This is a genomic window from Chitiniphilus purpureus (genome assembly GCF_025642115.1).
Lineage (GTDB): Bacteria > Pseudomonadota > Gammaproteobacteria > Burkholderiales > Chitinibacteraceae > Chitiniphilus > Chitiniphilus purpureus.
Genome location: NZ_CP106753.1, coordinates 1,732,424 through 1,746,949 on the forward strand (window position 1 = coordinate 1,732,424; position 14,526 = coordinate 1,746,949).

General features: G+C 57.2%; 9 protein-coding genes and 4 pseudogenes. 2 read left to right on the forward strand and 11 right to left on the reverse strand.

Annotated features, from left to right (window positions below; all coding sequences use genetic code 11):
* Positions 1–10: 10 nt before the first annotated feature.
* Positions 11–847 (reverse strand): annotated as a pseudogene (locus N8I74_RS08035) (IS3 family transposase); the annotation flags it as partial.
* Between the two features lie 77 nt (positions 848–924).
* Here N8I74_RS08035 and N8I74_RS08040 point away from each other — a divergent pair.
* Complete coding sequence (locus N8I74_RS08040) at positions 925–2,001, forward strand: IS110 family RNA-guided transposase (protein WP_263126372.1); 1,077 nt, start codon at positions 925–927, stop codon at positions 1,999–2,001.
* A gap of 227 nt (positions 2,002–2,228) precedes the next feature.
* On the opposite strand, the pseudogene N8I74_RS08045 reads toward N8I74_RS08040, so the two are convergent.
* From N8I74_RS08045 to N8I74_RS08065, 5 genes and pseudogenes are all read right to left on the reverse strand, one after another.
* Positions 2,229–2,492: pseudogene (locus tag N8I74_RS08045) on the reverse strand (transposase); the annotation flags it as partial.
* Between the two features lie 170 nt (positions 2,493–2,662).
* Complete coding sequence (locus tag N8I74_RS08050; protein WP_263126373.1) at positions 2,663–3,415, reverse strand: hypothetical protein; 753 nt, start codon at positions 3,413–3,415, stop codon at positions 2,663–2,665.
* Positions 3,415–4,614, reverse strand: a complete 1,200-nt coding sequence (locus tag N8I74_RS08055; RefSeq protein ID WP_263126374.1) for a hypothetical protein — start codon at positions 4,612–4,614, stop codon at positions 3,415–3,417. The genes N8I74_RS08050 and N8I74_RS08055 overlap by 1 nt, the downstream gene beginning before the upstream one ends.
* A 3-nt stretch (positions 4,615–4,617) precedes the next feature.
* Positions 4,618–7,404, reverse strand: coding sequence for a type VI secretion system Vgr family protein (locus N8I74_RS08060; RefSeq protein WP_263126375.1), 2,787 nt, complete (start codon positions 7,402–7,404; stop codon positions 4,618–4,620).
* Positions 7,405–8,929: 1,525 nt separating this feature from the next.
* Positions 8,930–9,766: pseudogene (locus N8I74_RS08065) on the reverse strand (IS3 family transposase); the annotation flags it as partial.
* A gap of 77 nt (positions 9,767–9,843) precedes the next feature.
* Here N8I74_RS08065 and N8I74_RS08070 point away from each other — a divergent pair.
* Positions 9,844–10,920 (forward strand): IS110 family RNA-guided transposase, encoded by a 1,077-nt coding sequence (locus tag N8I74_RS08070; RefSeq protein ID WP_263126372.1) that lies wholly within the window; start codon positions 9,844–9,846, stop codon positions 10,918–10,920.
* Positions 10,921–11,147: 227 nt separating this feature from the next.
* On the opposite strand, the pseudogene N8I74_RS08075 reads toward N8I74_RS08070, so the two are convergent.
* The 5 genes and pseudogenes from N8I74_RS08075 to N8I74_RS08095 form a co-directional block, all read right to left on the reverse strand.
* Positions 11,148–11,411, reverse strand: a pseudogene (locus N8I74_RS08075) (transposase); the annotation flags it as partial.
* A gap of 225 nt (positions 11,412–11,636) precedes the next feature.
* Positions 11,637–12,356, reverse strand: coding sequence for a putative type VI secretion system effector (locus tag N8I74_RS08080; RefSeq protein WP_263126377.1), 720 nt, complete (start codon positions 12,354–12,356; stop codon positions 11,637–11,639).
* 5 nt (positions 12,357–12,361) lie between these two features.
* Entirely contained in the window at positions 12,362–13,078 is a 717-nt protein-coding gene (locus tag N8I74_RS08085; RefSeq protein WP_263126378.1) for a putative type VI secretion system effector, read from the reverse strand.
* A gap of 5 nt (positions 13,079–13,083) precedes the next feature.
* Positions 13,084–13,803, reverse strand: a complete 720-nt coding sequence (locus N8I74_RS08090; protein ID WP_263126379.1) for a putative type VI secretion system effector — start codon at positions 13,801–13,803, stop codon at positions 13,084–13,086.
* 5 nt (positions 13,804–13,808) lie between these two features.
* Positions 13,809–14,525, reverse strand: coding sequence for a putative type VI secretion system effector (locus N8I74_RS08095; RefSeq protein ID WP_263126380.1), 717 nt, complete (start codon positions 14,523–14,525; stop codon positions 13,809–13,811).
* Between the last annotated feature and the right edge of the window lies 1 nt (position 14,526).

A 14,526-nucleotide genomic window follows, 5' to 3' on the forward strand; every position in this document is an offset into this window, starting at 1 on the left:
GCGGTCGAAGCTAGAGATTTCCAGCTTCAAGGTGGGCGAGCCGGAACTCGCCCGGGGTCAGGTCACCCAGCGCACTGTGCGGCCTGAATTCGTTGTAATCCACTCGCCAACGCTCGATCTTCTCACGCGCGTCATCCAGCGACAGAAACCAGTGCACGTTCAGGCATTCGTCGCGCAGACTACCATTGAATGACTCGATGAACGCGTTATCCGTGGGTTTGCCGGGGCGTGAGAAGTCCAGCGTCACCCCATGCTCATACGCCCATTGATCCAGCGCCACCGAAATGAATTCGCTGCCGTTATCCACCCGGATCCGTTGCGGCGTCCCGCGCAGGGCTTGTACATGCTGCATCGTCGCCACCACATCGGCCGCTTTCAGCGCGAAATCCACCGTGATCGCCAGGCTCTCCCGGCTAAAATTATCCACCACAGTTAACGCCCGGATTTTCTGGCCGTTGAACAGCTGATCAGCGACGAAATCCATGCTCCAGCAGTCGTTCAAACTGGAGATCACCGGCCGCTCCTGCCGGTGTGCTGCAGCCACACGCCGTCTTGGCCGCTTGCGCCGCAGATTCAGCCCTTCCTCGCAGTAAATCCGGTAGGTCTTCTTGTGATTGATCAGCCAGCCCTCGCGCCGCAGCAGGACATGGATGCGTCGCGCCCCGTAACGGATGCGTGTGGCGGCAATCTCACGAATCCGTTGACGTTCGGCGCGATCATCGCGTGGCCTGGGCCGGTAGAAATACGTCGCCTGCCGCAGCTGCACCACCGCCGTAGCCCGTCGAATGCTGACGCGATACGCGTCGATCAGGCAGTTCGCCAGCTCGCGCCTGCGAGCCGGCTTCACAGCTAATGAAATGGCCCGCCCCTCTCTCCGCGGGAACATACTTTGATTGGGTTTCACCTTGCAGCAAGGAGACGATCATGAGAAACAAACCTGTTGGCGCAACGGTGTACGGGATTGATCTAGGTAAGACCACTTTCCACATAGTAGGCCTGGACGCTGCTGGTCATCCTTTACAGCGCATTACGCTCAGTCGTAACACCATCTTCACTTTCTTCTCGAATGCCACTGCAGCACTGATTGGCATGGAGGCCTGTCCTGGATCGCAATGGCTTGCTAGGAAACTCGAATCTCTGGGGCATACCGTCAGAATCATTCCTGCCCAGTTCGTCAAACCTTATGTCAAATCCAACAAGAACGATCTGATTGATGCGGCCGCGATTGCCGAAGCTGTGACCCGACCCACCATGCGTTTTGTGCGGGCACGTTCCGTAGAGCAAGTAGAGTTACAGGCCCTGCATCGCATCCGGGATCGATTGATTGCCAGCAGGACTCGTTTGATTAATCAGATTCGCGCATTCTGTCTTGAGTTTGGCATCCCCATTCGGGCCGGTAGCAGTGCGTTCAAGCTCGGGTTACCGCAGGTGCTCGCTGATGAAACCAATGACCTCACGCCGTCCATGCGCGACATACTTCAAGATCTGGCAAATGAACTAGGGCAGATCGAGCATCGCGTCAACGACATCACCGAGCACATCAATGCTATTGCAACCCGCTCCGAAATAGCCAGACGCCTGACCAGCATTCCCGGTGTCGGGAGTCTCGGTGCCACGGCCATTCTGGCAGCAGTCGGGGACGGTCATCAGTTCCATAAGGCCAGAGATCTTGCAGCCTGGCTAGGCCTCGTACCGGCCCAATATTCCACCGGTGGCAAACCCACGCTTCTCGGCATCAGCAAACGCGGCAACAGCTATATCCGGCGATTACTCATTCATGGAGCGCGCTCTTGTGTTCTGCACCTAGACAGGTCAAAGGACCGGCTGGGTGAGTGGATTGCCAGATTGGAAGCGCGCATGCATGCGAACAAGGTTGTCGTGGCACTGGCCAACAAATTAGCCAGAATTGTGTGGGCGATACTCAATCACCCAGGCGCGCTCTACTTGCGTGACGGCCAGATCAGCACACGAACACATCAGCATGAAGGAGGTATTGCCTGACCATTTTCCCAGTTTGCTGGATTCTGTATTGATGACAAAACAGCCAAACGGCGCATGGTAAATCTTGTAAAAAAAGCGGGCTCGAAGCCCGAACCGCTATTTAGAAACCGTGTGCGCGTATTTCATCATGGCCTGGCTGTAACAACAGTCCACTCGCGAGAGGTCGGATACATTAAGGCAAACTGTTCTGTCATAGATACATCATCTTGCAAAGCCGGGGCGGACCATACATTTTTTTGGATGACCTCCTGCAACATCTGCTTGTCCAGGCTCAGGTCGGCGACCATGCGCTTGAGCCGCGCGTTTTCTTCTTCCAGCTGCTTCAATCGGCGCAGCTCAGTCACGCCCAGCCCGCCGTACTTCTTCTTCCAGTTGTAGAAGGTCGCTTCGCTCACGCCCATCTTGCGACAGACCTCTGCCACGGTCGTGCCTGACTCGGCCTGGCGCAGCGCAAACGCGATCTGCTCTTCGGTGAACTTTGATTTTTTCATGACAAATCTCCTGCCCGGAGGGGCATCAAATTTGCCAGAAATCTCTACTTTTGAACGCTACGGTTTTACGGGAGGAGGTCACAGGATCGCAAAAATTCATTTTTTTGACTTTAGCAATTTAATGTAATGGGGATAGCCCACGCAGAGACTCTTAACTTTCTTAACTTGTATCACTTGGTCTGGTAATACGCTTGCCTCTTCTCTAGCCGTGCATCCGCTTCCGCTTCTAATTCCGCAATTGAGCCATACGGGTGGGCAGGTGCTTCCCACATCCAGCGCGGTAGCGTTTTGAACTGATGGTGCGAAACAACGAAGAATTTATCGCATGCCGGGGCGCCTGCTTCCTTCGCGGTGATCTCTCCAGCAAACTGTTCACTGGCTCTTTCATTGAAACCCTGATAAGTGCACGATTCACGTCCACGAATGGTCGGTGCATGCCGATCATTACTCCACAAGCCATAGTCTTCTTCCTTTGTTTCCTTAGGATGTTTGTCGACAAAGGTTCGCAATTTACCCTTGCCATCGAGATAGATCACCTCGTAGTAACCGTCCTCATTCTTGCCAGCCCAACCAAGCACATCGGGAATGAATCGGCTTCCATCCTTTTTTTCTACGACGTACCAGACTGGCCGATAGGTGGGAGAAGCGTCACCCGTCGGCACCTCGTCCGCCGAGAACTTTGCCTTGATCACCCCATTGGGTGGCACACGCACAGCTTGGCCAAGGGGGTCAGGTTCGCTCGCAACGCCATCTTGTTGGCCATAAAAAATGAATACAGGACCGAAGTAGCCTTCCGGAATGATAAAAACAAGGGGCTTCTTCATCGCTGAGGGTTCCGTTTTACGCTGTAAGTGTGTGTAGCCGAATCCGGCTCCGATAATCATGACCATCAGGAGGCCGAGGAGCCAATAGGCTTTGCGCATCACTGCTTCCATTTCTCCAGTGCAACATCATAGTCGTCCGGTGGTCGGCCTTGGTTGGGATCGCCATGCTGATGGCGGTGGTTCCAGCTCGAGAGCGTGGTTCTCTCAAACGGAGGGCGCCGCCAGATTGAACTGTTGATCAGCCCGCACAGCTCGGTGACATCGCTGTCCAGTGCCGAAACGTGCAGCGACTCCATGGGCGTTGTTGGCGCCTGAGACAACGCCTCCAGCCGCTTCAGGCCGCAGTTCCACAAGAACGGCACGCCGGGCAGAGAGGATGCGACGACTGTATCCGCTGGCCAATCACGACGACAAATCTCCATGATGGATGTCGTAGGGTATTTGTCTCGCTCTTTGGGTGGGCCGCCAACTAGGGTGTTGAATACCCAAAGCCGTTCACCAAAATTGCCCTCGACGTCGATTTCCACCCGGAACGATTTCAGCCACATTAACCGTTGCGAATCACCCGCCAAGTGTGTCGCTGGCACCCCGATGCGGACGTGGGTCCCCAAGAACAGCTTCTTGCCAGCGGCATCCTGGATGAACGCCTCGCAGTTGGGGAAGCCATCTCCCCTGACTTGCACGGTGATATCCATGTAGAGCGCGACACGTTCAACACGGATATCCAGCTCCAACCAAGCGTCGAGGGTCGGAACGAAGGTCCATCCCGTCTTGTCGTTGACTGTGCTGGAGCCTCTGAAAGCATGGTTTTCACCGCCGTACCATGAGCGCGTCTTGAGGTGCTTTTGTCCAGAGTGGGGTGTCGTCACACTGATTACTTCGAGCTTGGCGCGTGGTTTTTTCTTGGGGTCGTCGTATTTTTCCTCATGACCAAACAACCCCCAGAATCGACCCGGCCCTGGCTTCGACATATTTGAATCTGCGGTTAGATTTGCCGACAAATCGCGTGCCTTGTCACCGGGTTTATCCCATCCCAAGTCGATGCTGTATCGAGACCAGACTCTGGAAGTCACGTTGTTGCTGGAGCTCTCACCCTCTTGCTCCCCGTAGCTTTCTCCAAGAGAGAATCCACGATTGTCGCCATGGAATCGAAATCCCCCTTGTTCAAATTGTTGATTCGGGTGGAAAGAGCGAATGTTGATCTGGTACTGCGCCAGCTTGGCGTAGGCGACAATAACCTGCTCTGGTTCGACCTTGTCGACCGGCGTGGTTGCGGCTCTGGTTAACGGTTTGCCCATGACTCAGCCCTGGCTCCAGCCGTGGTCTTCATCTTCATTACCCACGTAGTCGAGTTTGATTTTCTCTGTCTTGGTGCCGGAGCCATACCGGCTGGTTTTGCCATCCACATCGGAAGACATCTCCAGCGTGCGGTAGCCGGCAGTGGTCAACCGCAGTGGCAAGCCAGCAATGGCTTCGCCCGACAGAGCATCTGCGACCTGGAAGTGCTCGTTGTACAAGCCTTCGAGTTCTCCACCCGGGAACTGCTTGATTGGGGTCGTCATTTGGGCGGGGCCGCTGAAAGTGTAGCTGCTGCCTTTGACGCTGAGGGAGCCTGGGCCGTGAATTTCGATGTTGCCCCCTTTCAGGCGGATGTATGCACCACCACAGCTCAGGAGTAGCTCCTCTTGCGCAGTGGCGGTGAGCTTTTCCTTGTTGGCGTAGATGCGGACGTTCTTATCGCCCACGACCTCCACGTCGCCCGACTGCGCCTGCAACTGCGCATGCCCCTTCGCGGTGATCAGCTTCAGGTTCACCTTGTCCGCCACCCCCTGCACGAACAAGCTGATCTTGCTGCCCACGTTATGAATCCAGCGCCGGGCGGTGCTCTGCTGCGTGTCGCGCTGGCTGACGGTGTCGAGGTTCTGCCCGCTGTTCAGCACCAGCGCGTTGGCGGTGGTCAGCGCGATGCCGGCCGGGGCGCTGGCGAGCAGGATCGCCTGCTGGCCCGGCTGGTCCTTCGCGGTCTTGCCCTGCGCGTCGGTGTTGCTGCCGGCCTCCCACGCCTGGAGCGCCTCGTTCAGGTGATCGAGGTGGCCCTGCGGAGCCTCGTGCTGCGGCTGGCCGTCGGGGTCCAATGTCCTGGGGCCGATCTCGGCCGGGTCGGCCAATTGCTGCTGCGCGGTGTCGGAGAGGGTTTGCGCCAGTTGCTGGGCGGCTTCGAGCTGGCTTTGTGCTTGTTCGCGGTCCAGTTGTTGGCCGGCGGCGCCGGGCTTGGCCTCGGTGCTGAGCAGCAGGCCCTGCGCGGCGCGCAGCGCCCCGGCGTGGTCGGTGCGCAGCTCGAAGCCCTCGCCGCGCGGCTCGGCCTTGCCGTCCGTGCGCGGGTGGGCCAGGTAGCCCTGGTTGAGCTGGGTCTTGCCGTGCTCGGACGAGAGCTTGGCACGCAGCTCGCCCTGGGTGTCGTCGAACAGCAGTTCGTTGTAGCGCTGCCCGCCGAACTCCTGGCTCTTGATGCCGGAGAGGGTGTGGTTGGCTGGCAGGCTGCCGGCGCCGGAGAAGGCGGGCGGGGGATGGCTGCCGTTGTAGAGGGTGCCGACCACCAGCGGGCGATCGACATCGCCTTCCACAAAATCCACCAGTACCTCCTGGCCGATGCGCGGGATGAACTGGTGGCCCCACTGCGCGCCGGCGCTGGGGTAGGCCACGCGCACCCAGCAGGACGAGCGCTCGTCCAGCCCGGCACCGAAGTCCGGGTGCTCCTGGCGGCGCTGCCAGTGCAGCTGCACCTTGATCCGGCCGTGGGCGTCGGTATGTACTTCCTGGCCGGCCGGGCCGACCACGGTGGCGGTCTGCACCCCGGGGGCGGTGGGCTTGGCGTGCTCGGTGTGGCTGTAGCGCGGCGGCAGCGGGATGCCACGGCGCTGGGCGTCGAACTCGACCTGGAACGGCGCGGCGTCGGGGGTGGACTCGCCCAGCTGGGCGACGAGGTCGCCCGGCAGGTTGTTGCGGGCACGGAAGGTGAGCCGGGTGGCGACGAACTCGCGCTGCTCGGGCGCATCGGCGTCGTGGTGCGGGTGGTCGCGCAGCTGGAACCATTCGCCCACCCGCAGGTGGCGGACAGTGCCGCTGCCGCTGAAGCCCTTCTTGTGCACATCGAGTGCCTGCTGGCGCAACCGGGCATAGCGGGCCAGCTCGTCGTCGTCGCGGCCGTAGTACAGCGCCTGGGCGTCGTAGTCCTCGAGCGTGCGCTCGGCCTGGGTGCCGCCTTCGCCCTGGTCGATCACGCTGCCGTCCTGGCCCTCGCGGGTGGTGACCGGCTGATAGTCGAAGCTGGCCAGCGCCACCTGGGCGGGGCCGAGCTGGCGGGCACTGGTCCAGCCGGTGAGGCTGTCCTCGGCCTCGGTGGCGTCGGCGCGGTGGAAGCGCACGCTGCCCTGGCTGGCCTGCGGCAGCGCATAGGGGTCGTCGAACACCACCAGCGTCACCTTGGGCGTATCGCCGGCCTCGTGCGCGAAGCGGTAGGCCAGCCCTTCCTCGGCTAGCAGGCGGCTGACGAAGGCGAGGTCGGCCTCACGGTACTGCAGGCAGTACGAGCGCAGCGGGTAGTCCTGGCGCAAGTCGAAGCGCACGGCAAAGCCGGCGGCGAACACCGGGTTGGCGGCGAGGTGCTCGTCGAGCACGACACGGACGATGTCGGGGACGGCGCGGTCCTGGAACACGCGGCTGGTGCGGCGGTGGGCGAGCAGCGCGAGCGGGGGTTCGAGGGTGAGGGCATAGCGGGCGAAGCCGCCGTCGGACGGCAGGGCTTCGGCGCGGGTGACGACGCCGCAGCGCACGACTTCGGCGCCGTCGGGGGTCAGGATGCCGAGCTGGGCGGGCAGGCCGAGCAGGGATTTGAGTTCGAGATCGATGGAGGGGGACAGGCACGTCACCCGATAGCGGTAGGGCTGGGAGAGGGCCTCGGTGCCGTCGACGCTGTGGGGCAGCAGGGTCTCGCCCCAGCCTGTGCCGTCGCCCAGTTGCAGCGTGACCAGGCGCTGGTCCTGCGTGAAGGCGGTGGCAAAGGAGGACAGCAGGTCGGGCAGATTCATGCTGGCAAACACGCATGGTCAGAAACGCGTGATGCTACCCGCATTGGTTAGCCTACATCAAGTGTCAGGATAAAGTATTGCGCTGGTCGGCGGCTAACGGTGGACAATGCCGCCATATGCTGTCTATGCTCCGCCCACATAACAGGCCATTCGGCATAGCAGGTCTATAACGCCATGGTGTATCAACGGCTCAAGCAGGCGGTGTACCTGGCTGGCTACACGTTGGAAACAGGCTGGCAGGGACTGAATAGGCCATACACGGTGCGCTGTACGGCTGACCATGTCTTTACGCTGCCAGCATCCACATTGCTGTATCAGCGCTTCGAATGTCCGGTATGTCCACCTGGATTGCCACTACAGATATTGCAACATGCTGCGGCACAACGGGGTAGCAGTTGCCTGGAGGTCATCTACCTTGGGGGGCAGCCGCATCGCTTCCTATGTGCATGTGGGCATCAATGGCGGGCCCGGCCCCGACAAGTGCTGGAAGGGGCATGTTGCCCGCAATGCAACCCAGGACAAAGTGTGATGCGGCTGGGTGCGGCATTGCTGCAGCAACTGCAACAGGCTGCTGCAGGGCACGACGGGCAGTGCCTGGGAGCACCGTCCAGCGCCAATTCGGACACCTACCTGTTTCGTTGCCGCCAAGGACATGAATGGTTCGCTTCGGCCAAAACGGTACTGCATGGCGAGTGGTGCGCCACCTGTGAGCAAGTGCGACACAGCCCGATGGCAGAAACAAGTGGCTTGGCACGTTTGCAGCAAGCGGCTGCAAACCAAGGGGGACAGTGCCTGAGCAACCGATTCCTGGGTTACCGCTACCGCTATCGTTTCAGGTGCCGGGAAGGGCACGAATGGGATGCCCTGGGAGGCAACGTGTTGAAGGGATCGTGGTGCCGGTTCTGCAGCGCTGCGGCGAAAAAGATCCCCTGGGAGCGCATTCTGGCGGCAGCAACGGTGAAAGGAGGACGATGCCTGTCATCACAAGATGCATACGCAAACCGCTTCACCCGGCTGCAATGGGAATGCGCGCAAGGCCACCAATGGTGGGCAAGTGTCGACACGATACGGAGGGGGCACTGGTGTCCTCTTTGTGCGAACGCGCGGCGGGTTGGTCGGCCGCGACGAGTTCGAGAGTAGGCTCCGCAGCTTTGGGAAAGGCGCAAACAGCGCGAATACCGCGTGCCGCCTATGATCCCGACTGGGGTGCCGCTCATGCCGCCACGCTATCCAGGGCATGACCGATGAGCGCGACATCCTAAAGGCTGCCGCATACTTTGCCAGGCAGCCCGGGTAAAGTACGCATTCATTAGCGACGATGAAGCAGCCCATCCTGTTTACCGGCTGTTCCGCATGATGGGCGTGCATTCAACTGGTTACTACGCATGTCGAGCCACTTCCCACTCCTTGCGCGTACAGGACGACGATTGACTACTGCGCTTGATTAAGCAGCCCTGGCAGGAGAGCGGCGGCGTTTATAGCTATGGCAAGGGTGACCTCCTCCCGCTTAACCGAGCGGTCGAAGCTAGAGATTTCCAGCTTCAAGGTGGGCGAGCCGGAACTCGCCCGGGGTCAGGTCACCCAGCGCACTGTGCGGCCTGAATTCGTTGTAATCCACTCGCCAACGCTCGATCTTCTCACGCGCGTCATCCAGCGACAGAAACCAGTGCACGTTCAGGCATTCGTCGCGCAGACTACCATTGAATGACTCGATGAACGCGTTATCCGTGGGTTTGCCGGGGCGTGAGAAGTCCAGCGTCACCCCATGCTCATACGCCCATTGATCCAGCGCCACCGAAATGAATTCGCTGCCGTTATCCACCCGGATCCGTTGCGGCGTCCCGCGCAGGGCTTGTACATGCTGCATCGTCGCCACCACATCGGCCGCTTTCAGCGCGAAATCCACCGTGATCGCCAGGCTCTCCCGGCTAAAATTATCCACCACAGTTAACGCCCGGATTTTCTGGCCGTTGAACAGCTGATCAGCGACGAAATCCATGCTCCAGCAGTCGTTCAAACTGGAGATCACCGGCCGCTCCTGCCGGTGTGCTGCAGCCACACGCCGTCTTGGCCGCTTGCGCCGCAGATTCAGCCCTTCCTCGCAGTAAATCCGGTAGGTCTTCTTGTGATTGATCAGCCAGCCCTCGCGCCGCAGCAGGACATGGATGCGTCGCGCCCCGTAACGGATGCGTGTGGCGGCAATCTCACGAATCCGTTGACGTTCGGCGCGATCATCGCGTGGCCTGGGCCGGTAGAAATACGTCGCCTGCCGCAGCTGCACCACCGCCGTAGCCCGTCGAATGCTGACGCGATACGCGTCGATCAGGCAGTTCGCCAGCTCGCGCCTGCGAGCCGGCTTCACAGCTAATGAAATGGCCCGCCCCTCTCTCCGCGGGAACATACTTTGATTGGGTTTCACCTTGCAGCAAGGAGACGATCATGAGAAACAAACCTGTTGGCGCAACGGTGTACGGGATTGATCTAGGTAAGACCACTTTCCACATAGTAGGCCTGGACGCTGCTGGTCATCCTTTACAGCGCATTACGCTCAGTCGTAACACCATCTTCACTTTCTTCTCGAATGCCACTGCAGCACTGATTGGCATGGAGGCCTGTCCTGGATCGCAATGGCTTGCTAGGAAACTCGAATCTCTGGGGCATACCGTCAGAATCATTCCTGCCCAGTTCGTCAAACCTTATGTCAAATCCAACAAGAACGATCTGATTGATGCGGCCGCGATTGCCGAAGCTGTGACCCGACCCACCATGCGTTTTGTGCGGGCACGTTCCGTAGAGCAAGTAGAGTTACAGGCCCTGCATCGCATCCGGGATCGATTGATTGCCAGCAGGACTCGTTTGATTAATCAGATTCGCGCATTCTGTCTTGAGTTTGGCATCCCCATTCGGGCCGGTAGCAGTGCGTTCAAGCTCGGGTTACCGCAGGTGCTCGCTGATGAAACCAATGACCTCACGCCGTCCATGCGCGACATACTTCAAGATCTGGCAAATGAACTAGGGCAGATCGAGCATCGCGTCAACGACATCACCGAGCACATCAATGCTATTGCAACCCGCTCCGAAATAGCCAGACGCCTGACCAGCATTCCCGGTGTCGGGAGTCTCGGTGCCACGGCCATTCTGGCAGCAGTCGGGGACGGTCATCAGTTCCATAAGGCCAGAGATCTTGCAGCCTGGCTAGGCCTCGTACCGGCCCAATATTCCACCGGTGGCAAACCCACGCTTCTCGGCATCAGCAAACGCGGCAACAGCTATATCCGGCGATTACTCATTCATGGAGCGCGCTCTTGTGTTCTGCACCTAGACAGGTCAAAGGACCGGCTGGGTGAGTGGATTGCCAGATTGGAAGCGCGCATGCATGCGAACAAGGTTGTCGTGGCACTGGCCAACAAATTAGCCAGAATTGTGTGGGCGATACTCAATCACCCAGGCGCGCTCTACTTGCGTGACGGCCAGATCAGCACACGAACACATCAGCATGAAGGAGGTATTGCCTGACCATTTTCCCAGTTTGCTGGATTCTGTATTGATGACAAAACAGCCAAACGGCGCATGGTAAATCTTGTAAAAAAAGCGGGCTCGAAGCCCGAACCGCTATTTAGAAACCGTGTGCGCGTATTTCATCATGGCCTGGCTGTAACAACAGTCCACTCGCGAGAGGTCGGATACATTAAGGCAAACTGTTCTGTCATAGATACATCATCTTGCAAAGCCGGGGCGGACCATACATTTTTTTGGATGACCTCCTGCAACATCTGCTTGTCCAGGCTCAGGTCGGCGACCATGCGCTTGAGCCGCGCGTTTTCTTCTTCCAGCTGCTTCAATCGGCGCAGCTCAGTCACGCCCAGCCCGCCGTACTTCTTCTTCCAGTTGTAGAAGGTCGCTTCGCTCACGCCCATCTTGCGACAGACCTCTGCCACGGTCGTGCCTGACTCGGCCTGGCGCAGCGCAAACGCGATCTGCTCTTCGGTGAACTTTGATTTTTTCATGACAAATCTCCTGCCCGGAGGGGCATCAAATTTGCCAGAAATCTCTATTTTTGAACGCTACGGTTTTACGGGAGGAGGTCAAATTGCAGAACCTGATCGACCTCTTCGACCGCGGCTTTCTGATTGAGCGCGATGCAGCCGTCAGTAAAGCAAAAATCGTTGCCCTGCCGGATGCAGTTGAGCCGGGTGACGGTGCCGCGTAACGGCTGCAGGGTCATGCCTAGTTCAATACCTGAAATACATGACGCCCAGTTCACCGGGGTCGGAGTCAGCGCGTGCTTTCTTGGTAGATGCCACGAGGTCGATGTTGGATGGGCTACCCCACCCTAATGCGGCAAAGCATCTTTCTGACAGCCGAACAAACGGCATCCATTTTTTTGCCATAGACACAGTCATCAAACCAAAAAACAGATAACCTGCCAGAGCAAAAAGTGGCAGAACATACTTAAAAAAATTCACCAAATTTGCCTCTCCGCCTTTAATGAAATGCACCGCCACAAAAAGTACGACCATGAACGCAATAGCGAAACTGACACCCAAGAGCCACCATTTTACTGCATTTTTAACGTGCGCCAATTTTCCACGAGAGCAGTGAGGATACAGCGCGATGGTGTGGTCGGATGGGCGCGTTATCGCGTATGCAATGAAATGCCCTCCCTGCTTCTCTACTGCCGCTTCCACTTCATCCCCTTCGCCAAAAGGGCTGCGCCATACCCAGCCTCTAATATCGCAGCCGTCCAACTCGAACTCCAAATAGTCCGCTTCCTCCTCAACGCTTGTAGTCGCAGAGGCGACCGCAATTGCTTGCGAGCCAGCCCCGATTGCCGCTGCAGCAACAGCGATGACACCCATTGTGGTTTTATCACTATCGGTGAAGAAGAAGCTGGCGCTTTCTCGCTTCTTGCGTAAATTAGAGATTTTGCCGCGCAGGAGGTGAATGGGCATAGCGGTCAATAGCGGAAGTACATCATCCCCAGTTCGCCTGGGTCGGAGTCAGTACGTACCTTTTTGGTAGACGCCACAAGGTCTATGTTGGAGGGGTTTTCCCAACCTAACCCGGCAAAACACTTCTCGGAGAGACGAACGAACGGCATCCATTTCTTCACCATAGAAATGGTCATCAATCCAAAGAATGCGTATAAAACCAAACTGCACCATAAGAATATATTCTTGAGAAATCCAAGAAATACCTCTTTTCCATGAGGGATTGCGAACAAAAACATCATGATTAGTCCAACTAAAAGCAAGATGCTTACTCCCAAGAACCACCATTTCGCTGCGTTTTTAACGTGCGCCAATTTCCCACGAGAGCAGTGTGGATACAGTGCGATGGTGCGGTCGGATGGGCGCGTTATCGCGTATGCAATGAAATGCCCTCCCTGCTTCTCTACTGCCGCTTCCACTTCATCCCCTTCGCCAAAAGGGCTGCGCCATACCCAGCCTCTAATATCGCAGCCGTCCAACTCGAACTCCAAATAGTCCGCTTCCTCCTCAACGCTTGTAGTCGCAGAGGCGACCGCAATTGCTTGCGAGCCAGCCCCGATTGCCGCTGCAGCAACAGCGATGACACCCATTGTGGTTTTATCACTATCGGTGAAGAAGAAGCTGGCGCTTTCTCGCTTCTTGCGTAAATTAGAGATTTTGCCGCGCAGGAGGTGAATGGACATAGCGGTCAATAGCGGAAGTACATCACCCCCAGTTCACCCGGGTCGGAGTGGGTGCGCACCTTTTTGGTGGACGCAACAAGGTCAACGTTGGATGGATTGCTCCAGCCTAATGCGGCAAAACACTTCTCTGAGAGGCGAATGAATGGCATCCATTTCTTTATCATGGAATAAGTCATTAACCCAAAAAAAGCGTAGAAAGCCAAAGCGAAGTATTCGAAACCATGGGATAGAAATGAGCCCAGGCTGCTGTAACCACTAAAATAGCTAAGAACGCCGATAAAAATACATGAAAAGACGAGCAACGCACTAACCCCCCAAAACCACCACTTGGCCGCATTCTTGATATGGGCCAATCTTCCTCTCGAGCAATGAGGGTAGAGTGCAATTGTGCGATCAGATGGACGTATAATTGCGTACGCAATGTAATGCCCCCCCCTCTCTCTTTCTACAGCCACTTCTACTTCGTCACCCTCATTGAAAGGGCTGCGCCATACCCAGCCTCTGATATCGCAGCCATCCAACTCGAACTCCAAATAGTCCGCTTCTTCTTCTACGCTCGTTGAGGCTGAAGCAACTGCGATGGCTTGAGAACCCAGACCGACAGCTGCCGCCGCAACGGCGACGACGCCCATCGCAGTTTGATCACTATCCGTGAAGAAAAAACTAGCGCTTTCTCGCGTCTTGCGTAAATTAGAGATTTTGCCGCGCAGGCAGTGAATAGACATAGCGATCAATAGCGGAAGTACATAACGCCTAGCTCGCCAGGGTCGGATTCAGTACGCGCCTTTTTAGTTGTCTTGACCAGATCAATGTTGGAGGTGTTCTTCCACCCCAAGGCGGTAAAGCATTTCTCAGAAAGGCGAACAAAAGGCATCCACTTTTTTGTCAAGGATATCGTCATAACCCCAAAAAATCCGTATAAAGCAAGGCCAACCCAAGGAAGTGAATTCTTCCATATATCAATCACGAATTCTATGCCATCACCAATTGCGGCCAAAGAGATTATGAGAAATCCAACGAACAGTACTATGCTTACTCCCAAGAACCACCATTTGACAGCATTTTTAACGTGAGCCAATTTCCCACGAGAGCAGTGCGGATATAGCGCCATGGTGCGATCTGCGGGGCGAGTAATCGCGTAGGCTACATAATGCCCACCTTCTCTCTCCACTACAGCCTCGACTTCGTCGCCTTCGCTAAAAGGGCAGCGCCAAACCCAGCCCCGGATATCCTGGCCATCGAGTTCAAATTCCAGATAATCCGCTTCTTCTTCAATGCTTGTGGTTGCAGAGGCAACTGCGATTGCCTGAGAACCCAGACCGACAGCTGCCGCCGCAACGGCGACGACGCCCATCGCAGTTTGATCACTATCCGTGAAGAAAAAACTAGCGCTTTCTCGCGTTTTGCGTAAATTCGTTATCTTGCCACGTAGCACTTGTGCAGACATT

Bases quoted from the DNA above. Each gene is read 5' to 3' on its own strand.
- N8I74_RS08090 (WP_263126379.1), bottom strand. From the start codon at position 13,803: ATGTCTATTCACTGCCTGCGCGGCAAAATCTCTAATTTACGCAAGACG.
- N8I74_RS08060 (WP_263126375.1), bottom strand. From the start codon at position 7,404: ATGAATCTGCCCGACCTGCTGTCCTCCTTTGCCACCGCCTTCACGCAG.
- N8I74_RS08095 (WP_263126380.1), bottom strand. From the start codon at position 14,525: ATGTCTGCACAAGTGCTACGTGGCAAGATAACGAATTTACGCAAAACG.
- N8I74_RS08080 (WP_263126377.1), bottom strand. From the start codon at position 12,356: ATGCCCATTCACCTCCTGCGCGGCAAAATCTCTAATTTACGCAAGAAG.
- N8I74_RS08040 (WP_263126372.1), top strand. From the start codon at position 925: ATGAGAAACAAACCTGTTGGCGCAACGGTGTACGGGATTGATCTAGGT.
- N8I74_RS08055 (WP_263126374.1), bottom strand. From the start codon at position 4,614: ATGGGCAAACCGTTAACCAGAGCCGCAACCACGCCGGTCGACAAGGTC.
- N8I74_RS08070 (WP_263126372.1), top strand. From the start codon at position 9,844: ATGAGAAACAAACCTGTTGGCGCAACGGTGTACGGGATTGATCTAGGT.
- N8I74_RS08050 (WP_263126373.1), bottom strand. From the start codon at position 3,415: ATGCGCAAAGCCTATTGGCTCCTCGGCCTCCTGATGGTCATGATTATC.
- N8I74_RS08085 (WP_263126378.1), bottom strand. From the start codon at position 13,078: ATGTCCATTCACCTCCTGCGCGGCAAAATCTCTAATTTACGCAAGAAG.